Genomic DNA, 26,209 nt, shown 5'->3' on the forward strand with positions numbered 1-26,209 from the left:
TTTTAAGGGAGCTTATTACAAATGTAAGGAAGCCAGAAAAACAATAAAACACAAAGCCCTTTTTTCCCATTATTTAGAATGAAAATGAATAATGAAAATATACCCTCACCATTCCCTCTTTTGACAGGTTTTTTTTGTTATGTTTGCCGTGAAATTTCAAAATACCTGATTTAATAGATAAAAGTTTGATATATGGGTGTATGTGTAGGGATTAGGCATGAAGACAAGTACTTAATGGAACGCAGGGTGGCGATCACACCCCGGCACGTTGAACAGCTAATCAAACAGGCAAACCTGGAGTTTGTGGTTCAAACTTCTCCCAAAAGAATTTTCAGTGATGATGAATTCAGGCAGGCTGGCGCGCGGGTGGAAAAAGACCTAAAAGAATGCCCTGTGATCTTTGGTGTGAAAGAAATCCCCCTGGATACCTTTGAAAAAAACAAAACCTATGTCTTTTTCAGCCACGTCATTAAAGGGCAGCCATACAATATGCCCATGCTGAAAAAGATGATGGAGAATGGTTGTAATCTCATTGATTATGAGCGCATTGCCGATGAGCAAAACAAGCGGCTTATTTTTTTCGGAAAGTTTGCCGGTCTGGCGGGGATGATCAACTCGCTGTGGAGCATGGGGCAGCGCCTCAAAGAACTTGGCATGGCAGATAACCCATTCATCCATATCAAACAATCACATCATTACACCTCGCTGGAAGAAGCCAAGCGACACATTGCTGAAGCAAGCCGCCAGATAGCCGAAAAAGGGCTTCCGGAAGCACTCCAACCTTTCACCATTGGATTTACGGGTTATGGCAACGTTTCCAATGGTGCACAAGAGATAGCAAACCTGCTGCCCTCCATGGAAATTACGCCTGAAGAGTTACTTCGTTTAAGAAATGAGAAGAACTTGCCCAAAAACATTATTTACAAAATCATCTTTAAAGAAAAACATATCTCGCGGCGAACGGATGGCACTGTCTTTGACCTTCAGGATTATTACCAGCATCCTGAGAAGTATGAAAACGACTTTGAGCAATACATTCCCCACCTGACCATCTTGATGAACTGTATGTACTGGGATGCAAGATATCCGAGGATCGTGACCAAAGACTACCTTGAAAAAGCCTTTAAAGCAGGCAGGCCCAAGTTGACCGTCATAGGCGATGTGACATGTGATCCCGATGGTTCCATTGAGATTACCCATAAGGGAACAAAAATTGAAGATCCCGTTTTTGTTTACAACCCCTTCAAGCGCGAACCCCTCATGGGATTCAAGGGTGAAGGCATGCTGGTAATGGCCGTTGACATTTTGCCAAGTGAACTGCCCAGGGATTCTTCCGAGGCCTTTGCTGATGCCTTGTTTAATTTTATGGAGCCCATTGCAAAGGCCGATTATTCTGTTCCTTTTGAACAGGTTGGCCTGCCCGGACCGATCAAAAAAGCGCTGATTCTGCTTAATGGCGAACTTACGCCCGATTTTAAATACATAGAAGAATACCTGAAAAAATAAAGCCTATTCCAAACACCATTTAAATATTCATTTGTATGAAAAAAGTTCTGATTCTTGGTGCCGGTATGGTTGTCAAGCCCATCGTCACCTACCTGCTCGACAAGGGTTATTTTGTTACTGTGGCTACTCGTACGAAATCGAAAGCCGAAAACATGATTCACGGTCATCCAAACGGGGCAGCTGTTGCCTGGACGGTGGATAACACCGCTGCACTGGATGAAATGATCGCCTCACACGACCTGACGGTAAGCCTCTTACCCTGGATTCACCACATTATGGTTGCCAAGCATTGCATCAAGCACAAAAAGGATATGGTGACCACTTCTTATGTAAAACCCGAAATGAAGGCCCTGGACCAGGAGGCAAAGGATGCAGGGATCATTATTCTGAACGAATTGGGCCTCGACCCAGGTATTGACCATATGGGTGCCATGCGTATCATTGATCACGTTCACGACCGTGGCGGAAAGGTCGAAGAATTTTATAGCCTTTGCGGGGCCCTGCCGGCACCAGAGGCTGCCACCAATCCCTTTAAGTACAAATTCTCCTGGAGCCCCAAAGGGGTCGTTATGGCAGGAAATAATGATGGTAACTATCTTAGGCACGAAAAAGTGCATTACATCCCCACCCAGGACCTTTTCAAGAACCCATTATCTGTTGACTTTCCTGAGGTTGAAAAGCTGGAGATCTATCCCAACCGCGACAGCCTGCCCTACATTGAACTTTACGGGATTCCAGAAACCAAAACCATGATGCGCGGCACTTTCCGCTACCCGGGCTGGTGCGAAAGCCTGGATGCGATGAAGGCTTTGAAGCTCATTAGCAGCGATAACTACGACTTTACCGGAAAAACCTATGCCGACATGGTCGCATTGCTGATTGGTGAAGCTGACGCAAGCAATATCCGTGACAAGGCCGCAAAATACCTGGGCCTCCCGGTGGATGCTTATGCCCTTGAAGCAATTGAATGGCTTGGTGTTTTTGAAAATATGCCCATGAATCGTCAGAACGATACCCCGTTTGAGATCATTTCCGATCTGATGATCGCCAAGATGGAACTTGGGCAACAGGAACGTGACATGGTTGCGATGCAGCACATTTTCCTGGCCTCCTACCCGGATGGAAAGCGCGAAGTGATCAAATCGTCTATGCTGGATTTCGGCACCCTTGAAACCGACACAGCCATTGCCCGAACGGTTGCTCTCCCGGCCGCCGTAGGCGTTGAGATGATCCTGAAAAACGAAATCAGTGTAAAAGGCGTTCATATTCCAGTGATTCCACAGATTTATCAGCCCATCCTCGATGCCCTGGAAAAAATGAATATCCGTATGGTCGAAGAATTTGGGTTGCCTGAAACTGACATCATCTAATTTCAAAGACTTTAAAAAAAACCGCTTCAACCCGTATTTTGAAGCGGTTTTTTTTTCAATAAAGCTAAATCGTTTTAGCAATTGTTTATTTTTGCAAAGCAACAATCCGCTAATTGTCCAAAATACACTTTCACAATAAAGGAACAAACCAAAAACAAGAAACATGGCAAAAAATAAAAGTTTCCCGATCTTCCTGGCATTTTTGTGTATGGGTTTCGGCGATGCTGTAGGCCCTTTTGTCGGACTGGCAAAGGTACAGTTCAGTCTTTCCAATTTTGAAGCCCAGATCATTGCCTTCATGGGTTTCATCATGTTTGGGATTTTATCGGTCCCCATGGGCATCTTCCAGGACCGGAAAGGCAAAAAAACCGTATTGATGTTAGGTTTGATCCTGGCCCTTGTGGGCCTGGTAATCCCACTCTTTGGCCTGTCCAGCTACGGCTTGTTCCTGCTGACCATCCTTCTGCTTGGCGCTGGGGCAGCCATTCTCCAGGTAGCAGGCAACCCTATCATGCGCGATGTGTCGCCCGAAGGGAAATACGCTCGCAATCTTACCCTCGGGCAATTCATCAAAGCCATAGGCTCCCTGTCGGGATCGCTTATTCCTTTTGCCGCCGCCAAATGGTTCGGGTTGGACTGGAAGATCCTTTTCCCCATTTACAGTGCTGCATTGCTGCTCACGCTGGTTATCATCGGGCTTACCCGCATTGAAGAAAAGAAAGCGCTGGATGCTACCCCGGCAAGTTTCTCCTCTTCCCTATCCCTTTTAAAGAATCCATTCATTGCCATGATGGTGTTGGGTATTTTCCTGTATGTCGGGGCAGAAGTCTCAATCAGCTCAGGAACGCCCATCCTGCTCAGCAATAAATTCAACATTGATTTGCAGACCTGGGGTTTATTGGGTAATGCCTTTTTCTTTATCTCGATCCTGATCGGGCGGTTTTTAGGTTCTGTCATTCTGAACTACCTTCAACCAAAGCGCTTTTTGCTCATTTCTGCTTTGTTATCCTTAACGGGCCTTGTGCTGATGCTCTCGCCGCTTCAGAACCTGGTAATTCTTGGTATTCTGTTTACCGGCCTCGGGTTTGGTAATATTTTCCCACTGATCTTTTCGATCACGGTTGATGCAATGCCCGAAAGGAGCAATGAGATCTCAGGGCTTATGGTTACAGCCATTGTTGGCGGGGCTATCATTCCGCCGCTTATGGGTCTGGTTGCTGACAATACCTCCGTGACCATTGGTTTGCTGGTTCCCCTGGCTGCCATCTTGTATATTCTTTACACGGCATTCTATGTTTCCCGAAAAATTCAATCCGCCTGATGGACTTTATCAATGACAAGCGAATCGTACTGACCCTTGACGGTGGAGGAACCAATTTCGTTTTCTCAGCCATACAGGGGAACCGTGAGATTATAAGGCCTATCACCCATCCTTCTCACGGTCATGATCTTCAGCGCTGCCTAGAAACCATTTTGAAGGGATTTAAGGAAGCCAGCCAGCAACTTGATCAAAAACCTGATGCCATCAGTTTTGCCTTTCCTGGCCCAACAGATTATCCCAATGGCATCATCGGCGACCTGGAAAACCTGCCGGGTTTTCGGGGAGGTGTAGCCCTTGGACCTATGCTGGAAGAAACCTTCCAGGTCCCGGTTTACATTAACAACGATGGCGACCTGTTTGCATATGGCGAGGCTATTTCCGGGTTTTTACCCATGGTGAACCAAATGTTGCGAAAAGCCGGCAGCACCCGTCAGTACAAAAATCTGATCGGGATCACCCTGGGTACAGGGTTTGGTGCAGGGCTGGTGCGAAACAATGAACTTATCATTGGCGACAATGGTGCAGCAGGCGAAATCTGGGTGGTGCGCAGTAAAATTCACCCTCACTCCTTCTCAGAAGAATGTGTCAGCATCCGTGCAATCAAAAGGGTGTATGGCGAACACTGCCCCGACTGCGCCGCACAAGACCTCTCACCCAAGGACATTTTTGAAATTGCCAAGGGGGAAAGATCAGGACATCAGGAGGCTGCCAGGGAGTCGTTCAGGCAGATGGGCGAGTCTATTGGGGAAGCACTGGCTTCCGCCCTGACGCTATTTGATGGTCTGGTAGTGATTGGGGGTGGCCTTGCCAATGCCTGGCCCTTGTTCCTCCCCGAAACCATTAGGGAGTTAAACAGCACCATTGAGAAACTGGACGGACGCAAGGTTGGACGCATGGAGATTAGCGCTTATAACCTTGAGGATGAATCGCATACCCAGGAATTCATTGCCGGTAAAGTAAGCCGGATCAAAGTGCCCTTCTCTGAAAAAACCGTTTTCTATGATTCATTAAAGAGAACCGGAATAGGCATCACACGTTTGGGTACCAGCAAAGCCGTATCAATTGGCGCATATGCCTTTGCCCTCAATGAAATTGACAAGATGAAGGTAACGGAAGCCTAAGTTCTCTAAAAATGAAACAGTGCGACAGCACTGCATTTTTAGGCCTCTTCCCTTAAAAAGGAAAGCCGGTTTTGGGATGATTTGAGGAAAAAGTAAAAAATCAGGCTAAAGATAAAGGCGATAACCCAAAAGTCTATCTTAAGGTCAGGCAATCCCTTCCGGATGGAATCCTGAAGGAAATCGAACAGAAACAATACGGAAAAAACCGCCAGCAGGCCGGTTTTTTCTTTTTTCAGTACTTTCTTCAAGTTAAATTTCAATGCGGGCTTTTCCCAGTTCCTAAACCGAGGAATAAAAGCAGGGGTTCTTCTTGCCCATTCCAGGTATACTTCCCCAAATTTCTGACGCAAGTATTGCTCCTCAGCAAACATAATCCTTTCGTAATATACCCAGTAAAGCAAAATAAACGTCAGGATAAACCAAACATTCATTGTAAGCACAGCAACGCCAAGCCACATAAAAAAGTTCCCAACGTATAGCGGATGCCTGACTGCAGAATAGATTCCGGTAGTATTTACCTCATCGGCAACCTGCTTAGCTGTATTGCGTCCTGAAGTGTTCTTGGCAGAGTGACCAACGGTGTACGCCCTGATGGAAAATCCCAGCAGGCAAAAAAACAGGGCCAGAATCTGATCATAGCGGTCAAACCAAAGCGGTGGTTCTCCCAAAGATATTCTCAAGTATTCGGAAAAAACAAAAAAGATTAATCCTGCCACCAGGATGAAAATTGGAAGCGTTCCTCGATGACGGAACAGAAAGATGCCTTGCTGTTCCATTTCTTCTATTAATGCCATAACGATCCAGCAATTTTTGAGTGGAGCATGCAAAAATACAAAAGGATTACGATCCTTTTATTTATCGTGGATAAAAAAATAAAATTATGATAAAATCAACCTGAATTTTTTCCAGCAATACATGGTTTGAACAATTGGTGAGATATAGCGTTGGATAAAGTATACTGCAAATTACGAATTGTTTTACTTTACCAATTCCCATTATAAGGTCATTTTTTTACTAAATCAAAATCAGCATTATTATGGAAAACCTTGGATTAGAAGGCGGCAACCTGAGTAACATAATGGAAATGATTAACTCTTTCCTGGTGACTTACGGATTGAAACTTATTGGTGCCATTGCGGCGCTTATCATTGGTTTCTGGCTCATCAAAAAGTTTAGCAAATTCCTTCAAAAAACATTTGAAAAGAGAGAAATGGAAGCTTCGCTTGCTTCATTTCTCCGCACATTTATTACAATCGCTTTAAAAGTACTTGTGGTCATAAGCATCCTTGGAATGGTTGGCATTCAAATGACCTCGTTCATTGCCATTATTGGAGCGGTAGGACTTGCTGTGGGATTAGCCTTATCAGGTACCCTTCAAAATTTCGCCGGAGGAGTCATCCTCCTCTTGCTGAAACCCTTTAAAGCCGGAGATTTCATTGAAGCACAGGGATTCCTTGGCAGTGTACAAGAAGTCCAGATATTTAATACCATCCTGAATACACCTGATAACAAAAGAATAATCATCCCCAATGGCCCCCTTTCTACAGGCCCCATGACCAATTACAGTGCATTACCCACCCGGAGAGTTGACTGGGTTTTTGGCATTGGCTACGGAGACAGTTTCCCGAAAGCAAAAGAGGTGTTGTCAAAATTGATTTCCAATGACAGCAGGATTCTGAAGGACCCTGAACCAGCTATTGTGCTTTCTTCCCTGAGTGACAGCAGTGTAGACATAACAGTAAGGGCTTGGGTTAACGGAGCCGATTACTGGGCAGTTTTCTTTGAAATGCAGGAAAAAGTGTATGACGTTTTTGCCAAGGAAGGAATCAATATTCCTTTCCCGCAAATGGATGTTCATTTGCACCAGCAGAAATAAAAACCTTCAATAAAGCAGAAACCCCCTTCCTGCTCCCCATATGGGATAAAGGAAGGGGGTTTTCTTTTGAACCCTTTTCTCTGAAAAAAAACAGTGCATTAATTAGCGAACCATTCCCTCCATCGATTTCTTGAGCTCGCGAGCATGGCCAAGGAATTCATCAACGCTCATTTCGCGCAGGAAAATCAAACCGTGCGTTGCCCTGATCTTGGGATGGGGGTTCAGGTAAAAATAATTCTTACCTAGCAACAGCTGGATATCTTTTAGTTGTTCGACCCAAATCTTCTGTGCAAGGTCACTGAATTTCCCATTCAGCTCATAACTTGGGAAGGATGCATCCACCTGACTCACATAACAATGTGTAAAAGCCTCATTCATTGCCGCCATGGCATTTAGGGAAACAGGAAAAACGACATTGGCTTCAGCGGGATGAAAGCGGTACCATACATTCCTGTATCCCCACACCCGGAGTTTGCTCAGGTCAGCTTCCTTTTTCCAAAGACGCAGTGCTTCTGCAGTAGCCTGAAGTACCTTATAGTGTGTATCGGGGCCACTGCCCTCCGGGTCAAAGGTAAGACTCAGCACTGTTGGTTTCAGCTCACGGAACATCTCAAGGATGGGTTGCACGTCGCGCTCCTGTTCAGGCTGTTCGGTGAAAATATCACCCTGATAAAAGCCCAGGCGGAGGTGACGAACATTTTTCACCTGCAATCCGTAATGTGCCCAAACAAGTTCTTCTTCAAACTCTCTGATCATACCTTTCAGCTGCTGAATTTTGGGAGGATTTTTCTCTCCGTCATAGCTGTTTCTCAGGATCGTCAGAACCTCATTGATGACATCCCTGAGTTGTTCTGTACTCTTAATATTGTAAATGTGGACCAGAGCCCGAACAACCCGGTGGCAAACTCCTCGGCGCCGCTCATGATGTTCACCGGCGGCAACCTTGTTCAGGTAATGGTATACATCCTTATCACTCTTTAATTTGTAGCCGACCTCATAAAAGTCAGGATAATCCACCATCTGGATCTGCCCATCATCCAGAAACTTTTTGGTCTCCACGAGCAAATCGGTAACAAAACGATTGGTCACAGCGGTAAACCCGGAAGTAAGGACCGCAAAATGGAAATCATTGGAATGGACACGAATATGGTTTGCAATAAAGGGAAGAATACCCAGCATAATATCATCATGGTGGGGTCCGGTATGCAGGAATATCTCGTTTTCTTCCTTTCGCATTCCTTTCTCCATTTTCTCAATGATACTTTCCGTTACAGCGTTTACAACAGCTTCGCTATCTTTAGCATTGGGAATCAACCTTGCATACGGGTCATTTTTCAAATCCTCAGGCAAAAGATGGTGCCCGTATTTTCCCAACTTCTTACAAAGTTCAATAATAGCCCGTTCAGTTTTTTCGTGAGTCCATTGCCCGGCATGAAAGAACCGATTCACACTGTCATTTAAGCGTGAAGCTGCCCCTGAAGTAATGTAAAACCGGCTGTTTCTGAGTTTCTGGAGCACACTGGCGGGAAAAAGATTAATCATTTCACTCTCCAGTGATTGCTTGACCATATTGGCCTTGGCCTCACCAGCAGCAATGATGATTGCGGTAGCTTCAGGATTATTGATAATGGTTTCAAGACCAATAGTGATGACCAACCGATTGGCGGAGATCTCAATTCCACCCAGATCGGACGCTGCAACAGCCTGGGTTTCAAAGTTGGTTTCTGTAAGCCTGGTAGTGCTAAAAAGATCAGATCCCCTCGTGTTGAAAGCGATGTGCCCATCAGGTCCCAAACCACCGAGAAAGAATCCAATCCCTCCTTTCTCACGGATCTTGCTCTCATACTGGCTGCACCAGTCATCAATCAGGAATATAGAGTCCTGCTGCAGTTTTTCAACGGACGACCTGCACTCGCGGTAGCGCAGGGTAAGGTCAATATTATAATCAGGAAATACTTCCGAAAAATGCTTCCCTTCTGCCAGCGGAATCTCATCACAATTGATCAGCAATGCCCGGTTCTCGTCAAATCCAAACCCCTTGATGTAATAGTTCATTACATAATGGTAGAAGCTGTTGTGTTGTTTGGATGGAATGGGGAAGAATTCATCAATCTGCACAAACTGAAGACCGCTAAGATCTGGTCGCTTGCTGACCTTTAATCCATATTGATCGCGTATTTCCCTCCCGTCCTTATTATCCCAGTTTGAAAGCAGAAATTCAGTCCACTTAATAAAAAACTCAGGGGTTTTTCCCGTTGGAAGACTGATCACGCCTTCCGGATTCTCGCTCACCCATTCCAGGAAACGAAGGGATGTAATTAGGCCCAGTTTCGGGAAGTTGTCCACAACGATGTATGGAATCTTTGTCGTGACTTTCCTGATTCCCGATTGCTCAATAAATGCATGTTCAACATTGGAAAAAGCACGATGCTCTTTCTCACCACCATCAGAATGATTACTCTTGGTCATGACTAAAAAGTTTTAATAAATTTTCGGCCAATTAAGGTATTCAAAAGAAAAGGCCTTTAAACCCTGAGGGATTATTAAGGTCCATTCCAGAAGGACTTGTTTATGCATACAAATATAAGAAAGCCCCTTAAATAAATCGATTTAGATTTGAATAATTCGAAGCAAATAGATAAATAAATTTTCATGAAAAATGAATGGATAGATTCAATTTTTCAAGAAAAACTTGCTAAAAACCTTAACTTTTAAAAAATTAATTTCGTGGCTTTTGTAATTTTGCTTCTAAACAAGGAACCATGGCATTAAAAGGGTACGGTAAATGGCTGCTTGGGGGATTAGGCTGGGCTTTCGGTGGACCCATCGGGGCCATCCTGGGGTTTCTTCTGGGATCAGCTTTCCAAGGGATGGATTCAGGAGTTTATGAATACCGGGGCACCACTCCCGGTGATTTCCGTGTAAGCCTCCTGGTCCTTGCTGCTTCCGTAATGAAAGCCGATGGCCGTCAATTGAAATCTGAGCTTGATTATATTAAGGCGTTTTTTCTTCAAAATTTTGGGGAGGCTACAACCAAACAATACATGGTAGCTTTTCGCGACGTGCTCAGGCAGGATATCCCCCTGGAATCTGTTTGCCTGCAAATCAGATCCCATATGGACTTGCATAGCCGCCTGCAACTCCTGCATTTTCTTTTTGGCATATCAGCTGCAGATGGGCAGTTTCACCCGCTGGAGGTAGATACCATTGAGAAAATTGCCCATTTTCTGGGAATTAATCATTACGATTTCATCTCCATCAAAAATATGTTCATCAAGGAAGCGGATAGCGCCTACCGTATTCTCGAAGTGGAACCAGATGCCTCTGAAGAAGAAATCAAAAAAGCTTTCCGTTCGCTTGCCCTCAAACATCATCCTGATCGTGTCAGTCATCTTGGAGAAGAATTCCGCAAAGCTGCTGAAGAAAAATTTCAGCAAGTGAATGAGGCCTACAACACCATAAAGAAGCAAAGAGGATTCAACTAATAAGATCTAAAAACATTTGTTAGAATTATTTTTTAGCCCACCAAACATTCAATTAGTATAGCATTATTAGCTTTCCGTTTAATATTTTTTTAAAATCAATCAACTTTTTTGTTGCATTTTAATAATTATTGAATTAAATTGCGTTCCATAATCTAGATTATCCCGGGCTATTTTTTCAACCTAAACCAAAACCCATGAAAAAGAACGTAATCTTTTTTCTTGCTCTCATTCTGCCATTGATAACAATGGCACAAAATCCTGATCCGGTGCTCATCAGGACAGGTTCACAATTCCAATTCAACACCTTCTCTAATTTCACCTATGGATGTTATAGTAATTTCTTTCAAGACAATCAGGGAGTGCTTCACGGCGCCTACGTTGACAATTATGAACTTTTCTACTTCTTCTCTGAAGACGATGGTAATTCTTGGGAAGTAGAACAAGTAATGACGGGTTATGAAGGTAAAATCAAAAATGCGGGGATTGTTGCAGACAGCAATGGCGGGGTATTCATCCCATTTGAAGTGCATCCCAATTACAATTACGGTCAAAGTCCTACCGGATATCCAGAGTTTATTTACCAAATATATTGTGCAAAAAAAGTGGAGGAAGGCTGGACATTTGACCTTGTTTTTAATAATGAAGTAGGAAGTAACAGGGGATATAATCTTGGTGATGTCCTAATTGATGAAAATGACAAAGTACATATATTTGCTTCCAAGTATGGTTGGTTTCTTTATGGTGGTGAAGTTTCCCTTGCCATAAGAGACCCCGAATCAGGAGATTGGACCACTGAATTAGTAGTTGCTTTTAACGATACACCAGTTGACAATACTATAAGCAACCCAAGGGCTTCCATCAATGAAAATGGTGATTTGGCAGTCGTTTTTTGGAGAAGTTATTTTTCCCGAATTGACTATTGTCATAAGCCCAGCGGTGGCTCCTGGAGTGCAGCTCAAACCATTCACAACGCCCCAAACGCCAACAGATCATACACCATTGCAGCCGGCACGGATGGGGAATTTCATTTGCTTTATGAATTGGGTGATGGAACCTTCCCCTTATATTACAAATCCCCCCTGGAACCGGGACCAGGATCGGTTATTTATACCCCTGAAGCGGACACTCGTTTTATCCCAACGCTTCATATTGATCAATCGGGAAAGAGTAGCGTAATCATTCAGCGGACAGCTCCCAATGCTCCCTTGCTGCTGACAAAAGAGTATATTAATGATGAGTGGGAAGAGAATTTTGAAGCTTTTGCTACTGAAGAGCTAATCACAGCACCCTTTGTTGTCAAACGTCCGCAAGGCCAGTACACCTATTTTCACACCTTGTTTATCAAATATTTTAGGTCAGATACGGGAATTCATGGTCCTGATACTATTTATTTCTGGAAAGCCTTCAACATGAAGGAGCTCACCCTTGTTTCAGAGCCTGAAGGATCCGGCGAACTGCTGGGTGCTGGCGAATATCCAATTGAAAGTGCAGTGACCGTTAATGCCGAGCCTGTCGGTGATTATATGTTTCTGCAATGGGAAGATGCAGATGGAAATATACTCTCTACAGAACCTGATTTTGAATTTACCATGCCTTTGGATCATGCCACCCTGACGGCTGTTTTCCAGTCAACTGCTTCCGTTGACCCAATAACCGCAAAACCACCGGTGCAGATTTATCCTAATCCTTCGCCTGATGGAATTTTCAAACTGGTTCTCGACCGTGACATGAGTGTCCGAGTTGTCAATATGAACGGAAGAACTGTCGCATCCTCAAGGCTCAAAGAAGGCGATAATACGCTCGACCTATCAGGGAAGCCTTCAGGGATCTATGCACTGGAATTTTTTGGAAAGGAGACTTCCCTTACGGTCCGGATTATGATACAATAAAGGATCAGGAGTTTTATTCGTTTAAAACTTCTGCACCGCTTACTATTTCTACAATTTCCCGGGTAATCTGGGCCTGGCGAACTTTATTATAGGCAAGGGTAAGATTCTTCAGCAGTTCAGTGGCATTGTCGGTAGCTTTCTGCATAGCAGTCATCCTTGCCCCGTGTTCTGAGGCCGAGGCATCGAGCAAAATGCGGTAGGCATTAAATTGAATATATTTCGGGATTAGTGCTTCAGCCATCTCCTGCCGCGAGGGTTCAAGGATAATCGTAGGATCTTCAGCCTGGAACTTTGACTCTTTAGAGCTGGATTCAGGCTGGATTTCCATTTCTGCAACAGGAAGGAGTTGCTCGCTCATTAGCTCCTGAAAAACCGCATTTTTAAAATGATTGTAAACAACATCTATACGGCCAAATTCCTTTTTATCAAAAAGATCCATGAGATTACTGGCAAACTGGGCGCTATCCTTGTAATTAACATGTTCAATCACTTCTTGGTTGGCTTGATAAATAGTAAACTCCCGTTTACGGAAATATTCCTCTGCCTTGCGCCCAACCAATAACAATTGTGTTTGAAAACCTTCTTTCTCCAGCACGCGGATCTGATCAATCGTCCTTTTGATAACCAATGCATTATAAGTTCCGCATAACCCTTTGTTCGAAGCAATGGATACCAATAATGCCCGCTTGTTTTCTCCAGGCAGGGTAAACCTGCTTCTCTCCTGGGGCAACAATTCCCGGTTCAGTGTGCCCACCATTAGTTTTAAACCGGCAGCATATTGCCGAAGTCCGGTAATTCCCCGCTGTGATTTCAGTAATTTAGAGGAAGCCACCATTTTCATGGCACTCGTTATTTGCCTTGTCGATTTGATCGAGGCAATGCGGGTCCTGACTTCCTTTAAACTGGGCATAGTTTTTAAAGAGGTTTAAGATTCAACAGGCAAACTTTTCTTCACTTCCTCCACCGCCTGCAAAATGACTTTTTCTATCTCCTCAGGTAGTTCATTTCGGCGTTCAGGAGGAAATTTTAGCGTCAACAAGGTGTCCAACACATCTTGTTGATTTTTCCGCATATAAGCCTGAAATTCCTTCTCAAAAAGCTGAACCAAATCAACATGAATATCCATCAGTAAGCCCTTAACCCCGCAGTAGATGATCGCAATCTGCTCTTCCACAGGAATTGGTGAAAATTGCCCTTGTTTAAGAATTTCCACATTCCGGGAACCCTTTTCAATGATGCTGCGTGTACTGGCATCCAGATCAGATCCAAATTTCGAGAATGCCTCCAGTTCGCGATATTGGGCCTGGTCGATCTTCAGGTTTCCTGCAATCTTTTTCATGGTGGTGATCTGCGCATTACCCCCAACCCGGCTCACCGAGATCCCCACGTTGATAGCAGGCCGAACGCCGGCATTAAACAAGTTCGATTCGAGGAAGATTTGTCCATCAGTAATCGAAATAACGTTTGTAGGGATATAGGCTGACACGTCACCTGCCTGTGTTTCAATGATCGGAAGAGCAGTAAGCGAGCCTCCACCTTTCACCATATCCTTAATGGATTCCGGCACATCATTCATTTGCCTGGCGATCTCATCCGAAGAGATGATTCGTGCTGCCCGTTCAAGCAGGCGTGAATGCAGGTAGAAAACATCCCCTGGATAAGCTTCCCTCCCCGGGGGACGACGCAACAACAGAGACACTTCACGATAAGAAACGGCTTGTTTTGACAAGTCATCATACACCACCAAGGCCGAACGGCCGGTATCCCTGAAATATTCACCAACGGCAGCACCCGCAAAGGGGGCAAAGAATTGCATGGCTGCCGGATCACTTGCAGTAGCAGAAATAACCACTGTATATTCCATTGCACCATGGCGGTGAAGCGCATTGACAATGTTTGCCACGGTAGATCCCTTCTGCCCTATCGCCACATAAATGCAATATACAGGTTCACCCTGATCATACCATTTCCGTTGATTGATGATGGTATCGAGGGCAATGGCCGTTTTCCCCGTTTGGCGGTCGCCAATAATCAGCTCCCGTTGCCCGCGACCAATGGGGATCATGGCATCAATAGCCTTTATCCCCGATTGAAGGGGCTGGTTTACAGGCTGCCTGAAGATCACTCCGGGGGCTTTCCGCTCCAGGGGCATCTCATACAAGGTACCCTGTATTGGACCCACACCATCAATAGGTTCACCCAGCGTATTAATCACCCGCCCGATCAGACCTTCACCGGCTCGTATCGAAACCATATGACCGGTGCGCTTCACAATATCGCCTTCCTTCACGTTACCAGGCTCACCCAGCAAAACAATCCCTACGTTATCCTCTTCAAGGTTGAGCACAACCCCATTCAGGCCTTCATCGTTCATGGTAACCATTTCGCCTGCCTGAACATTCGTCAGTCCGTAGATCCTGGCAATGCCATCACCAATTTGCAATATGGTGCCGGTTTCCTCCAGATCGTTATCAGCGCGGAAACCGGACATTTCCTGGCGTAAAATGGCAGAAATCTCTGCAGGTTTTATTTCGGGCATGGTTTTATTACTTTTTTTTGTTTAGTCAACATTTAAATGCTTTTTCAGGTCACTCAACCTCCGCTTAATGCTGGCATCGTAACGACGGTCACCCAAGTCAAGGATGAATCCCCCTATGATCCCGGGATCGACTTTTTCCTTAAACTCAATGGTCTTGTTAGTAAAACGTTTGGCAACGTCAAGGGCTTTCTCTCGCATGGACGCATCAAGGGGAAAAGCTGTAGTCACCCTTACCGGCTCAATGTTCAGATGAGCCTTGTATTCCTCGATAAATTGCCTGGAAATGCCATCCAGAAGTGCGGCTCGACGTTTGCGGGCAATAATGAGAATGTACTGCAGGATGAGGGGATGAACCTTTTCTCCGAATAATTTTCGAAGAATGTTTTGCTTCTTGACCTCCCTGATAATTGGACTTTTCAAAACAACCTTCAACTCTTTCTCATAGGAGAAAGCCTGGCTGATCAAACTCATGTCCTGATAAGCTTCTTCCAGAATGTTATTCTCCAGTGCCAGGGACAACAATGCCCTTGCATAGCGTTTCGAAACCCGGAGATTCTTGCTTAACATGCCGAAAACCTTTTCAAACCTTTAATTCAGGACCACTTTGTCCATTAACTGATCAACCAGATTTTTGCTGATCTTCTTATCCTTGAGTTCACCTTCCAAAACCTGTTCGGCAATATCAATAGAAAGCCTGGCAATCTGGTCCCTTATTTCATGAACTACGGCCATGCGCTGCGCTTCCACTGCTTTTTTACCTTCCTCCATAATCTGGTTTACTTCTGCGTTTGCTCGCTGGCGGGCATTGCGGATCACTTCATCAGCTTCCGTCCGTGCCTGCGCAAGCAACTCAAGGCGTAACTTTTCTGCTTCCCGGAGTTTTTGTTTCTTTACCTCTTCCAGACTAGCAAGTTCTCGCCTAATGTGCTGGGCATCGCGCAGCGACTGGCTGATGGTCAGTTCCCTTTCACGAATGGTGTTTAGGATGGGGCGCCAGGCATATTTTCGCAGAACCAGCAAGACGGTCCCGAAAGCCAGCGTCATCCAGAAGATCAGTCCTAAACCAGGAGATACTAGTTCCATGACAAGCGATTTGAATGACTATACGCGCAGAGACTTCAAAAGCCCTGCATCTTTAATTCTTAACCCAGTATGTTTCGAAAAGGCGGAATGTCCCTTTAAACGAACAGCACCAGGAAACAAACCAAAATGGCGAAAAAGGTTACCCCTTCGATCAGGGCGGCTGAAACGATCATCGATGAACGAATATCGTTCCCTGCTTCAGGCTGACGAGCAATTGACTCGAGCGCCGTACTCCCGATCTTACCAATACCCCAGGCGGCGGCAAACACGGCAATAGCGGCGGCAAATCCGGCTCCCATTTTCATCCACTGAGTAGCTACCTCTACGGTGGCCTGCAACAAAACAAACAATGGTGACATACGCTTTTAATTTAAGTTAGATAATGAACTATTTGGTTTTCAATCTTTTTCTTAATGATGCTCTTCAGGAACAGCCATGCCAAAAAACAAGGCACTGAAGAAAGTAAACACATAAGCCTGAATAAAAGCTACCAGCAACTCAATGAAATTCATAAATACCATAAAAAGCAGTGACAGGGGCGAAATTACATATCCAATGGCAGTAGATATCCCCCCAAGGACAAATATCAGGCTTACAAAACCCAATATGATCATATGACCTGCGGTAATATTGGCAAATAACCTCACCATCAACACAAAGGGCTTAACGAATACCCCGATCAACTCAATGATAGGCATCAGTGGCAAAGGCAGCTTCAACCATACAGGCACTCCGGGCGTATTAAAGATGTGTTTCCAATAACCCTTGGTAGAGAACAATTGCGTCGTAAAAAAAGTAAACAAGGCCAACACCATTGTCACGGAGATATTTCCCGTAACATTGGCTCCTCCGGGAAAAAACGGGACCAAACCCAAAAGATTATTGAAGAAAATAAAAAAGAACAAAGTCAGCAAATAGGGAAGGAATCGTTGGTAGTGTTTCTCCCCAATGGCAGATAAGGCTATCTCATCACGAATAAACAAAACGATGGGTTCCAGAAAGGATTGCAAGCCCCGTGGAACTGCCTGGCTCCCATCCCGCTTATATTTCCGGCCAACACTTATAAAGATAAGGCAGATCAAAAAACTGCTTAACAACAAGGCAACAACATTCTTGGTTAAGGAAATGTCAAACAGAAAACTGGCATTTGGGTCAGGTGTGTGTCCGTCATCCAGGACCTTTATGATACGGCCCTTGGGGGAACCATCGTGGGCAATAGCAAATCCCTTATGGGCACTATGGCCATGATGAAACCTGGAACTCATAAAAAAATATGGCTTCCCTTCATAAAACAGAATGACTGGAAGGGGTATAGAAAAAGTTTTGTCACCTATATCAGCAAGGTGCCAGTCATAAGAATCCAATACGTGGCCTACAATGAGCTCACCTGCGTTGAAATTCCCTTTTCCCTCTGCGGCCTCATCAGCAGCAAGGACAGGAACGCCAACCATCAACAACATCCCCAGAAACGTGAATTTAAGGGTTCTGGACAAAACGCTGGGATTCAACACCTCCCCAAAACGGAGTCTCATGGAAACATTGTTTTTTAAAACGTGCAATTTATAAATAAAAACCTTTCAAAAACCAATGAAAAAAGGATTTTAAAACCAATATGCTTCAGCTTTTCCTCGGATGCAATTCTCGATACATATAACTGATCTCAAGAACAGTAAAAAGAAAATAATACACAAAGAAGCTGATGATAAAGCGAATGGCGTCTGACCGGACCAGGAAGGAATAAACGATCACTATAGCCAGATAAAGTAAAAATCGGGCCACGGTAATGGACATAAAGGTCTGTGTAAACTTTTTGTCACTTTCTGACGCAACCCTGTAAAGGATTACCTGTGATACAAGCAACACCAAAAAATAAAACAAGGGAATCAGAAAAAGCACCCTGCTAACCATATAGGCAGGGGCCAGCCATTGAAACAAAGCGGTAAGCAAGAAGGTCAGAATGGTAAATCCAACCAGGTACAAAATATAACGCCTCAGTCCACCCATTCCTGCAAAAAGTTTTTGGTCATGGAAAAAATAAAGGGCTTTTCAGCCCCCGCTGCCATCCTTATAACTCGAGCTTAGCTTCCTTTTTAGGTTCGGGTTTCCCGGCAAGTCCGGGTTGTGGTTTTTCCATGGTGCACGAACCTGTAAATATTGCGCCGGGTTCAATAGCAAGTTTACTGGTCACGATTTCTCCAAAAAGTTTTGAACTGGCTTTGAGCGTCAACAGCTCGCTTACTTCAACTCTGGCTTTAATCTGTCCTGAGAAATCTGCATTCTGACAAATAATATCTCCTTCAACCACACCTGTATTTCCAACAATTACCTTTCCCTTCGATTCTACTGTTCCAAGGATAGTTCCGTCAATTCGAATATCACCATTAGAAAAGATTTCTCCTTTGATAGTCGTTCCTGTTCCTACCAGGTTAATGGAAGTGTGGTCGGTTTCAGGTTGTTTGGCCATTGTATTTTCGTTTTTCTTGTTAGTGAACATATAAATCAATTGTTATGTCAAAAGTAAAATAAAATCAAATCTGTTTCAAGCATTCGGAAGTTTATCTTGTATATCGGGCTCTGAAAAACCTGAGATATTCATCTACATCCTTGTCCTGGTAAAATATAGGATAATTATCCACTGAAATTATAAACGAGGTGATGGCATCAGCATTAAAAATGCTAAAGCCCGGAGCTGACACAATTTTGCGGAAATAATCCATACCCAGGTTTTTGTCACGGAAATTCGTAACAGTTATAATCTGCCTCCGGTCATCGAGAAAAATGTTGCTCATGGACAAACGGCTGTCCGGATAATTTTCAACATTGAACTCAGTAATAAAATTGCGCAATTCGCGAGCTTCCACCTGCCTGACATCAAAGACAAAGGCAAAGAAATGAACAGCCGAAGCATTGTAGCTGTATATTGAAACCAGTTCTTCCTCAGGCAGCCCGGTATCTTCCGTAAATTCTTCCTCAGGCAATAACAAGGTATGGGTACCAAGGGATGCCAGCAAATCGGTGGCAGGTTGATGAACAGGCGTACCTTCAAAATTACGAACAACGTACTCCAATTCCTGCCTGAATTCGTTCTGCTGACGACTTTTCCCATATGCAAGGGCTTTCAGGTAACTGAATTGCGCGCGCAAAGGCAGGTCAATTTCAAGCGTGTCAGCGGTATCCCAATTCGAGATCACCTGCGAATAGTTTCCTGTGCGGAAAGCCTCATAGGTCTGCTCATATAGCTGGTTGGCCAGACTTTGGCGCTGTCTGAAGTTCTGCAAATAATTAGGGTCACCCAGAATCTGGGCAAAATCACTTTCGGGAAATTCACTGATCAACCTGCTCTTATAGCTGTCTGCACGCGATGGATCACCAAGATCGCGATAAAGGTTGTACAGATAATAATATGCATGCAATTTGTTTTCATTTTCAGGAAAACGATTCACCAGCGACTCAAAATTGGTCACAGCATTGCGCAAGTCCTTGAAACGGTCTTTAAAAATCACTCCCAGATTGAAAAAAGCCTGGGCGATCCTGCCATTGGAGGCCTCCATTTGTTCCGGAGTTGTTGGAATGTTGCGCAAATAACTTGAGCGGTCCATTGCCTCGTCACCACCAAGGCTGTCCCCCTCAGCAACACCTTCAGCGCCTCCATCAAAACCAAATGCAATCGTTTGTTTGTTACTGATACGCCAAAGATCTTCCAGTGGGCGCTCGCCAAAACGGCTGACAAACTCTGTGCGCCCAAAACTCATCGCCGAGGGATTGTAAAAATACCAGCTATTATCCTGCGGCTCTCCCATTCTGCGCTGGGTCTGCATAGCCTGGTAAGTGCGCATCCGGTCACTTTCCTCCTGACGCCTGCGTTGTTCTTCTTCCCTGAGTTTCGTAATGATCTCGTCAATGATGGCATTCCGCTCGGCAGGTGTCAAAGCAGCCAGCCGCTGAAGAGAATCTTCGCGTTCTATCACCCGAAGGTTTAATGCCAGGTCCGACAACATCACCTTGCGCTCACTAATGGGTTCAATCCCATCAAAGGTCCTGGGAAGAAATGTCATGGTGCTGTCGTAATATATGCTGGCTTTCAGGTAATCGGGTCGCTCATAATAAATTTCTCCAAGCCGCAGAAAGGAAAGCCCCTTTTGCATATTATTTCCTTCACTCACCTGCGTCGACTTGAGGTAATGATCAATGGCATCATCCTCCTTTTGTTCACGCATGGCAAGTTGTCCAAGCGCATAGTAAATGCGGTCCTGGTAAGGATCGTTCTTTTCATCACGCAGCATATTGTTCAACTCCGACCGAATAAATCCGCTGTCGCCAGTCGAAGGATCGTAAGCCATGGCCATACTGATGCGCGCCTGAAAGGCCATGTCAAAGGTCGGATTCATCTTCAATACACTGGCATAGGTGCGCTGGGCGTTGGCATAATCACCCGAATACTGGTAATGCTGACCCAGGATATAAGTTAAACGGGTGCGGTCCCGGTTTTTGCGGGTCGCACGAATCCCATCCTGAAGATAGGGTATCGCTGAGGCATATTCTTTCTGGCGTGCAAAATGATCGGCATAAGTCAAATAAAACAGCCTTTCACCTTCATCACTCAAAAGCCCCTGTTCCAGGTCCGCCTTAACTATTTCGAGCATCTCTTGCGCACGATCATAATTACCCATCGCATTGTAGCTCTTGGCTATCCATACTTTCGAATCATAAGCCAGGTCAGAGTCATATTGCCTGATGATGTATTCAAACGTTAGAATGGCCAGGGGGTAGTCAAGATTAAAAAAATGGGACCGGGCGATCAGGTAATAGGCATCATCAATCCAGCGGTTATATTCAGTGCCCCTGATAAACATAGAATGTCGCCTAATCACAAGGCTGGCCTTTTGATAGGCCACATCCATGAAATTTTTAATGCCCCCCGCCTGGGCTACATTGCCATAACGGTATATGCTGAGCACTTCATCATAATTATCCTGATGCTGCTCTGCAAGCCTGGCTAAGCCCTGACGGTAACTCTCCCGTGCATTAAAATAGCCATTGTATTTTGCACTGATGGAATGATAATTCCGGCTGATCCAGGAATTTTTCTGGGTGGAGCACCCCAGGAGCACAAAAAGAAACAGGGCAAATAACAACCCTCTGCTTAAAACGGAATAAAATGCCTTATTTTTCAAATCCAACCGCCACAATTTTTAATCATAATAATAACTTTCAATCTGCAAATTTATTTTATTTAGGCCATTCTTTGAGGCTTAACAATTTTTAACGGTCAAAATTCCACCATATTTATGTCAGCAAGCCACAAAACCCATCGAAATTACGAAATTTGCAATAATACCTGCCTTCAACCAATTTTATTAATTTTGCAGGTCTTACACCATTATCTTTAGTGCGCCCTTATGCCGCAGAAACCTGAAAAGAAGCGGAGTTTCTTTAAAAAACTTCACGACAAGTACCGCTTGGTATTAATGAACGACGATACCTTCGAAGAGAAGTTGTCTTTTCGTTTAACCCGTTTTAATGTATTTATTTTCTTTGGGGCGCTCGCCATCTTCCTGGTTGTGGCCACTACCTATCTGATTGCATTCACTCCCTTGCGCGAATACATCCCGGGCTATGGTGATTTCAATACCCGCCAGGTGCTTCGCGAGCTGACCCTCAGGGCTGATTCTCTTGAAACCAGCCTCAGGCAGAAAGACTTTTATATTGAGAATATTCGGAACATTATTGAAGGCCGCGAAATAGTTGAGGAAATGCCGGATACGCTTGATAATCCTACCTTCTATGGCTTCGAGGATCTTCCGCATTCCCCCGAAGACTCCATCCTCAGGGCCGAAATGGAAAGCATGGGGCAATTTGGCACTTCATTGACCGCGATGGAAATACTCCCTGAGCATAATATCAACCAGTTCTACTTTTTCCCTCCCATCAAGGGGGTGGTCACCAATTATTTCGATCCGGCAAGCGAGCATTTTGGCATTGACCTGGTAGCCGACCCCAACGAAGCCATTAAGGCCACCCTCGATGGTACAGTGATCTTTGCCGGGTGGACAATCCAAACCGGCTACACCGTTGGCATTCAACATTCCAATAACCTTATTTCCGTTTACAAGCACAACAGCGTCCTGCTCAAGCAAATAGGCAATACGGTGAAGGCTGGCGATGTGATCGCCATCATCGGCAACACTGGCATCCTTTCTACCGGGCCGCATCTTCATTTCGAACTCTGGTCTAACGGAAATCCCGTCGACCCCCTCGATTATATCATTCTCTGATGAACGGCTCCCAAAAAAAAAGGATGGCAATACTGGGCTCAACAGGCTCCATCGGCTGTCAAGCCCTGGAGGTGATCCGTTCCTTTCCCGAACGATTTCAGGTCGAAGTTCTGACGGCCCAAAACAACGCCTCACGTCTTATCAAACAGGCCATCGAGTTCCAGCCCAATGCCGTTGTCATTGGAAACGGGCGATTTTACCCCCGGGTCAAGGAAGCCCTTGAGCCATACCCTGTCAAAGTATTCACAGGAGCCAGTGCACTGAAAGAAGTTACTGAATTCGAAGACATTGATATGGTCCTTACGGCTATGGTAGGCATCGCAGGCCTCGAACCTACAATGGCAGCCATCCAGGCCGGCAAACAAATTGCCCTGGCCAACAAGGAGACCCTGGTGGTGGCTGGAAGCCTGATCACTCGCCTGGCACGTGAGAAAGGCGTGAATATCTACCCTATCGATTCGGAGCACTCGGCCATCTTCCAATGCCTGGCAGGCGAATTCCATAACCCGGTGGAACAAATTTACCTTACGGCCAGTGGAGGGCCCTTCCTGGGGAAAAAACGGGACTTCCTCGCTACTGTAAAAAAAGAACAAGCCCTCAAACACCCCAACTGGAACATGGGATGCAAGATTACCATCGACTCGGCATCCTTAATGAACAAAGGCCTTGAGGTGATAGAAGCCAAATGGCTTTTCGGGCTCAAACCCGATCAGATCAAGGTGATTGTGCACCCGCAATCCATCATTCACTCCCTGGTACAGTTCACTGATGGCTCTATGAAAGCTCAGATGGGGCTGCCCGATATGAAGCTTCCCATTTTATATGCCATGGCTTATCCGGAAAGGCTACAGACCAGCTTCCCAAGGTTCGACTTTTTGCAATCCCCCGGGCTGACCTTTGAAGCCCCTGACACAGAAAGTTTTCCCAATCTGCTGTTGGCCTACCAGGCCCTTGGGAAAGGCGGAAATATGCCCTGTATTCTCAATGCCGCCAATGAAATAGCTGTGGCTGCTTTCCTCAGGGATCAGGTGGGATTCCTTGAAATGTCTGAAATTATTGAATCCTGTATGCAAAAAATTGACTTCATAAATGAACCAAACCTGCAGGATTTCATTCATACTGATAACGAAACCCGAAAACTTGCACTTTCACTCATAGAAAAATAAAACAACAGACCCTGATTATTCATTTAAGTCGTTACTCATTCTTTTTTCAATGGAAATATTAATTAAAACCCTTCAATTCTTTCTCAGCCTCTCCATCCTGGTCATTATCCACGAAATGGGCCATTATTTTGCTGCCCGGTTTTTTAAGGTCAGAGTCGAGAAATTTTACCTCTTTTTCAACCCCTGGTTCTCGATTTTCAGGTTCAGGAGGGGAGAAACCGAATATGGCATGGGCTGGCTTCCCTTGGGTGGATACGTAAAAATCTCAGGTATGATCGACGAATCGATGGACCGCGAACAGATGAAGCAGCCCCCTAAGCCCTATGAGTTTCGTTCGAAGCCAGCCTGGCAGCGCCTGATCATCATGCTGGGCGGGGTCACCTTCAACATCCTCCTTGCTATTTTGATCTACATTGTCATGCTGTATTCACACGGCGAGGAATACCTCCCGGCCGAAAACGTAAAGTATGGCATCGTTGCCGATTCACTTGCCCTTGATTTGGGTATGCAAACCGGCGACAAGATCATTATGCTCAACGGCGAAAAAGCCGAAGATTTCATGGAAATCCCCAAGGAGTTCATCATGGGCATTGTAGAAACAGTTACCGTTGAACGAAATGGGGAATTACTAACCCTTGACGTGCCGGAAAGCTTTTTTGGGAAATTGGTGCAAAGCAAAGGAGGGGGTTTCTTTTCCATCAGGTACCCCTATATTGTTGAGTCATTCCTGCCCAATTCGGCCGCCGAGGCGGCCGGTGTCCGCCCCGACGACCACATCGTGGGCATCGGGGGTAACGAAACATGGTCTTTCGACGAGTTCAGGGTGGCTATTGCCAATTATCGCAACCAACAAACCACCATCGCTGTTGAACGCCAGGGCGAACGAATGGAGTTTCCCATCACGATCTCTGAAGATGGCACTATTGGTGCCTATGTCAAGCCCATGGCAGATCTGTTTGATTTCGAAACGCATACTTATTCCTTCTTTGCTGCCATTCCTGCAGGCATCACAAAGGCTTATACCACTACTGTCGAGTATGTAAAACAACTGGGATTGCTCTTCAGGCCAGAGGTGAAAGCGGCCGAAAACCTTGGTGGCTTCATTACCATTGGAAACATCTTTGCCCCAACCTGGGACTGGCTTCACTTCTGGTCAATAACCGCTTTCCTTTCGGTCATACTGGCCGTGATGAATGTGCTGCCCATTCCAGCGCTCGATGGCGGACACGTGATGTTCCTGCTTTACGAAGTGGTATCAGGCCGCAAACCAAATGAGAAATTTATGGAATATGCCCAGATGGTCGGAATGATCCTTTTGCTGGGTCTCATCCTTTTTGTAAATTTCAACGATGTTCTGCGACTGTTTAAATAGTGTCGCATTAACCTTTTAAAACTTTTTGCCCATGTTGCTTTTCAAAGGATGTGAGATATTTGGTCCGCAATCCCTGGGCCGCAAAGATGTGCTCGTTGCCGGTAAAAGCATTGTTGCAATAAGCGAGGACATTCAGTTGTCCGAAAATCTGGAGCTTATCAAAGTGGATTGTTCCGGCCTGAAAATGATCCCCGGCCTGATCGATAACCATGTGCATATTGCCGGTGCCGGAGGCGAAGGGGGACCCGCCTCACGCACCCCGCAGCTGCAACTGAGCCATATGCTCGAGGCAGGCGTAACGACCGTGATCGGATGCATGGGTACCGATGGCATCACTCGCAGCCTCGAAGCGGTTTTGATGAAAGCCAAAGGACTTCGCCAGGAAGGCGTCAGCGCCTGGATCTATACCGGGTCTTACCAGGTACCCACCCCTACCCTTCTAGGCGACATTGCCAAGGACATCGCTTTGGTGGATGAGATTATTGGCGCGGGCGAGATCGCCATATCCGATCACCGCTCTTCCTGCCCCACCAACGAGGAACTGCGCCGCATCGCAGCCCAGGCACGCCTGGGTGGAATGCTCGGTGGAAAGGCAGGCATCGTCAACATCCATATGGGCGATGCCCGGAAGCCCTTTAACCCCCTATATGAGGTAGTTCAAACAAGTGAACTGAAATTTAGCCAGTTCCTGCCTACCCATTGCAACCGCAACCATTATATCTTTGAAGATGCCCTGGAATATGGGAAGAAAGGTTATGTAGATCTCACAGCCAGCTCTTACCGCTATTTTCCGGACATCGAGATAAAACCCTCCACAGCCATTCGTCGCCTGCTGGAAGCCGGCGTGCCCCTCGAACACATCACCATGAGCAGCGATGGGATGGGCTCGCTGCCTCACTTCGATGAAAACGGAAAGCTGGTGAAGCTGGAGATGGGCCTGCCACGATCCATCTTTGAAGAAATGCGTGATGCCGTCACGCAGGAAAATATTGCGCTGGAGAACGCACTGAAGGTTGTCACCAGCAATGTGGCCGATATCCTTTGGCTGAAAAATAAAGGCCGCATCGCCCCCGGAAAAGACGCCGACCTGGTGGTCATTGACAATGATTTCCGCATCATCCATCTCGTGGCCAATGGCCAGCTGATGATCCACGATGGGAGCATGTTGAAAAAAGGCAGCTACGAAGCGTAAAATATGCCAAGCCC

At 45.5% G+C, this 26,209-nt stretch carries 21 protein-coding genes and 1 pseudogene; 11 read left to right on the forward strand and 11 right to left on the reverse strand.

Going from position 1 to position 26,209, the window contains the following annotated elements; genetic code table 11:
- Positions 1-192: 192 nt before the first annotated feature.
- The 4 genes from V2I46_07365 to V2I46_07380 all read left to right on the forward strand — a co-directional run bounded on the left by V2I46_07365 (position 193) and on the right by V2I46_07380 (position 5,318).
- On the forward strand, positions 193-1,506 hold the full coding sequence (locus V2I46_07365; protein ID MEE4177311.1) for a bifunctional lysine ketoglutarate reductase /saccharopine dehydrogenase family protein: 1,314 nt from the start codon (positions 193-195) through the stop codon (positions 1,504-1,506).
- Positions 1,507-1,541: 35 nt separating this feature from the next.
- Positions 1,542-2,876: a saccharopine dehydrogenase C-terminal domain-containing protein gene (locus tag V2I46_07370; GenBank protein ID MEE4177312.1), complete on the forward strand. Its 1,335-nt coding sequence runs from the start codon at positions 1,542-1,544 to the stop codon at positions 2,874-2,876.
- Positions 2,877-3,039: 163 nt separating this feature from the next.
- Entirely contained in the window at positions 3,040-4,197 is a 1,158-nt protein-coding gene (locus tag V2I46_07375) for an MFS transporter (GenBank protein MEE4177313.1), read from the forward strand.
- A complete protein-coding gene (locus tag V2I46_07380) occupies positions 4,197-5,318 on the forward strand; it encodes an ROK family protein (protein ID MEE4177314.1) in 1,122 nt (373 codons plus the stop codon). Before V2I46_07375 ends, V2I46_07380 begins: the two co-directional genes overlap by 1 nt.
- Before the next feature lie 38 nt (positions 5,319-5,356).
- Here the strand turns inward: V2I46_07380 and V2I46_07385 are convergent, their stop codons facing one another.
- Complete coding sequence (locus V2I46_07385; GenBank protein ID MEE4177315.1) at positions 5,357-6,112, reverse strand: isoprenylcysteine carboxylmethyltransferase family protein; 756 nt, start codon at positions 6,110-6,112, stop codon at positions 5,357-5,359.
- 242 nt (positions 6,113-6,354) lie between these two features.
- Between V2I46_07385 and V2I46_07390 the strand changes: the two genes are divergently transcribed.
- On the forward strand, positions 6,355-7,194 hold the full coding sequence (locus tag V2I46_07390; GenBank protein MEE4177316.1) for a mechanosensitive ion channel domain-containing protein: 840 nt from the start codon (positions 6,355-6,357) through the stop codon (positions 7,192-7,194).
- 102 nt (positions 7,195-7,296) lie between these two features.
- On the opposite strand, the gene V2I46_07395 is transcribed toward V2I46_07390, so the two are convergent.
- Positions 7,297-9,663, reverse strand: coding sequence for a hypothetical protein (locus V2I46_07395; GenBank protein ID MEE4177317.1), 2,367 nt, complete (start codon positions 9,661-9,663; stop codon positions 7,297-7,299).
- A 293-nt stretch (positions 9,664-9,956) separates the two neighbouring features.
- On the opposite strand from V2I46_07395, the gene V2I46_07400 reads away from it, so the two are divergent.
- Positions 9,957-10,679 (forward strand): TerB family tellurite resistance protein, encoded by a 723-nt coding sequence (locus V2I46_07400; GenBank protein MEE4177318.1) that lies wholly within the window; start codon positions 9,957-9,959, stop codon positions 10,677-10,679.
- A gap of 194 nt (positions 10,680-10,873) precedes the next feature.
- Positions 10,874-12,568, forward strand: a complete 1,695-nt coding sequence (locus tag V2I46_07405) for a T9SS type A sorting domain-containing protein (protein MEE4177319.1) — start codon at positions 10,874-10,876, stop codon at positions 12,566-12,568.
- Between the two features lie 13 nt (positions 12,569-12,581).
- On the opposite strand, the gene atpG is transcribed toward V2I46_07405, so the two are convergent.
- From atpG to V2I46_07450, 9 genes and pseudogenes are all read right to left on the reverse strand, one after another.
- Positions 12,582-13,478, reverse strand: coding sequence for an ATP synthase F1 subunit gamma (gene atpG / locus V2I46_07410; protein MEE4177320.1), 897 nt, complete (start codon positions 13,476-13,478; stop codon positions 12,582-12,584).
- Positions 13,479-13,526: 48 nt separating this feature from the next.
- A pseudogene (gene atpA / locus V2I46_07415) lies at positions 13,527-15,107 on the reverse strand (F0F1 ATP synthase subunit alpha).
- Positions 15,108-15,128: 21 nt separating this feature from the next.
- Positions 15,129-15,674, reverse strand: a complete 546-nt coding sequence (gene atpH, locus V2I46_07420; protein MEE4177321.1) for an ATP synthase F1 subunit delta — start codon at positions 15,672-15,674, stop codon at positions 15,129-15,131.
- 21 nt (positions 15,675-15,695) lie between these two features.
- Complete coding sequence (atpF, locus tag V2I46_07425; GenBank protein MEE4177322.1) at positions 15,696-16,190, reverse strand: F0F1 ATP synthase subunit B; 495 nt, start codon at positions 16,188-16,190, stop codon at positions 15,696-15,698.
- A 95-nt stretch (positions 16,191-16,285) separates the two neighbouring features.
- On the reverse strand, positions 16,286-16,549 hold the full coding sequence (gene atpE, locus V2I46_07430; protein MEE4177323.1) for an ATP synthase F0 subunit C: 264 nt from the start codon (positions 16,547-16,549) through the stop codon (positions 16,286-16,288).
- A 51-nt stretch (positions 16,550-16,600) separates the two neighbouring features.
- Entirely contained in the window at positions 16,601-17,722 is a 1,122-nt protein-coding gene (gene atpB / locus V2I46_07435; GenBank protein ID MEE4177324.1) for a F0F1 ATP synthase subunit A, read from the reverse strand.
- 85 nt (positions 17,723-17,807) lie between these two features.
- Complete coding sequence (locus tag V2I46_07440) at positions 17,808-18,194, reverse strand: hypothetical protein (GenBank protein MEE4177325.1); 387 nt, start codon at positions 18,192-18,194, stop codon at positions 17,808-17,810.
- A 61-nt stretch (positions 18,195-18,255) separates the two neighbouring features.
- Positions 18,256-18,654 carry a polymer-forming cytoskeletal protein gene (locus tag V2I46_07445; protein MEE4177326.1) on the reverse strand — a complete coding sequence of 133 codons (399 nt, stop codon included), beginning with the start codon at positions 18,652-18,654 and terminating at the stop codon, positions 18,256-18,258.
- Between the two features lie 91 nt (positions 18,655-18,745).
- On the reverse strand, positions 18,746-21,364 hold the full coding sequence (locus V2I46_07450) for a tetratricopeptide repeat protein (protein MEE4177327.1): 2,619 nt from the start codon (positions 21,362-21,364) through the stop codon (positions 18,746-18,748).
- Positions 21,365-21,589: 225 nt separating this feature from the next.
- Here V2I46_07450 and V2I46_07455 point away from each other — a divergent pair, with 225 nt between their 5' ends.
- The 4 genes from V2I46_07455 to iadA are packed head-to-tail and all read left to right on the forward strand — an operon-like array spanning position 21,590 to position 26,195.
- Complete coding sequence (locus tag V2I46_07455; protein MEE4177328.1) at positions 21,590-22,465, forward strand: M23 family metallopeptidase; 876 nt, start codon at positions 21,590-21,592, stop codon at positions 22,463-22,465.
- On the forward strand, positions 22,465-23,631 hold the full coding sequence (locus tag V2I46_07460; GenBank protein ID MEE4177329.1) for a 1-deoxy-D-xylulose-5-phosphate reductoisomerase: 1,167 nt from the start codon (positions 22,465-22,467) through the stop codon (positions 23,629-23,631). The genes V2I46_07455 and V2I46_07460 overlap by 1 nt, the downstream gene beginning before the upstream one ends.
- Before the next feature lie 49 nt (positions 23,632-23,680).
- A complete protein-coding gene (gene rseP / locus V2I46_07465) occupies positions 23,681-25,003 on the forward strand; it encodes an RIP metalloprotease RseP (protein MEE4177330.1) in 1,323 nt (440 codons plus the stop codon).
- Between the two features lie 31 nt (positions 25,004-25,034).
- Positions 25,035-26,195 carry a beta-aspartyl-peptidase gene (iadA, locus tag V2I46_07470; GenBank protein MEE4177331.1) on the forward strand — a complete coding sequence of 387 codons (1,161 nt, stop codon included), beginning with the start codon at positions 25,035-25,037 and terminating at the stop codon, positions 26,193-26,195.
- Positions 26,196-26,209: the final 14 nt, after the last annotated feature.

It is taken from the genome of Bacteroides sp., from assembly GCA_036351255.1.
GTDB lineage: Bacteria > Bacteroidota > Bacteroidia > Bacteroidales > UBA7960 > UBA7960.

Coding starts and splice junctions, on each gene's coding strand:
- V2I46_07385 (MEE4177315.1), bottom strand. CDS start 6,112: ATGGCATTAATAGAAGAAATGGAACAGCAAGGCATCTTTCTGTTCCGT.
- V2I46_07405 (MEE4177319.1), top strand. CDS start 10,874: ATGAAAAAGAACGTAATCTTTTTTCTTGCTCTCATTCTGCCATTGATA.
- atpG (MEE4177320.1), bottom strand. CDS start 13,478: ATGCCCAGTTTAAAGGAAGTCAGGACCCGCATTGCCTCGATCAAATCG.
- V2I46_07460 (MEE4177329.1), top strand. CDS start 22,465: ATGAACGGCTCCCAAAAAAAAAGGATGGCAATACTGGGCTCAACAGGC.
- V2I46_07395 (MEE4177317.1), bottom strand. CDS start 9,663: ATGACCAAGAGTAATCATTCTGATGGTGGTGAGAAAGAGCATCGTGCT.
- iadA (MEE4177331.1), top strand. CDS start 25,035: ATGTTGCTTTTCAAAGGATGTGAGATATTTGGTCCGCAATCCCTGGGC.
- atpF (MEE4177322.1), bottom strand. CDS start 16,190: ATGGAACTAGTATCTCCTGGTTTAGGACTGATCTTCTGGATGACGCTG.
- V2I46_07380 (MEE4177314.1), top strand. CDS start 4,197: ATGGACTTTATCAATGACAAGCGAATCGTACTGACCCTTGACGGTGGA.
- V2I46_07375 (MEE4177313.1), top strand. CDS start 3,040: ATGGCAAAAAATAAAAGTTTCCCGATCTTCCTGGCATTTTTGTGTATG.
- V2I46_07390 (MEE4177316.1), top strand. CDS start 6,355: ATGGAAAACCTTGGATTAGAAGGCGGCAACCTGAGTAACATAATGGAA.
- atpB (MEE4177324.1), bottom strand. CDS start 17,722: ATGAGACTCCGTTTTGGGGAGGTGTTGAATCCCAGCGTTTTGTCCAGA.
- V2I46_07400 (MEE4177318.1), top strand. CDS start 9,957: ATGGCATTAAAAGGGTACGGTAAATGGCTGCTTGGGGGATTAGGCTGG.
- V2I46_07445 (MEE4177326.1), bottom strand. CDS start 18,654: ATGGCCAAACAACCTGAAACCGACCACACTTCCATTAACCTGGTAGGA.
- atpH (MEE4177321.1), bottom strand. CDS start 15,674: ATGTTAAGCAAGAATCTCCGGGTTTCGAAACGCTATGCAAGGGCATTG.
- atpE (MEE4177323.1), bottom strand. CDS start 16,549: ATGTCACCATTGTTTGTTTTGTTGCAGGCCACCGTAGAGGTAGCTACT.
- V2I46_07370 (MEE4177312.1), top strand. CDS start 1,542: ATGAAAAAAGTTCTGATTCTTGGTGCCGGTATGGTTGTCAAGCCCATC.
- V2I46_07455 (MEE4177328.1), top strand. CDS start 21,590: ATGCCGCAGAAACCTGAAAAGAAGCGGAGTTTCTTTAAAAAACTTCAC.
- V2I46_07440 (MEE4177325.1), bottom strand. CDS start 18,194: ATGGGTGGACTGAGGCGTTATATTTTGTACCTGGTTGGATTTACCATT.
- V2I46_07365 (MEE4177311.1), top strand. CDS start 193: ATGGGTGTATGTGTAGGGATTAGGCATGAAGACAAGTACTTAATGGAA.
- rseP (MEE4177330.1), top strand. CDS start 23,681: ATGGAAATATTAATTAAAACCCTTCAATTCTTTCTCAGCCTCTCCATC.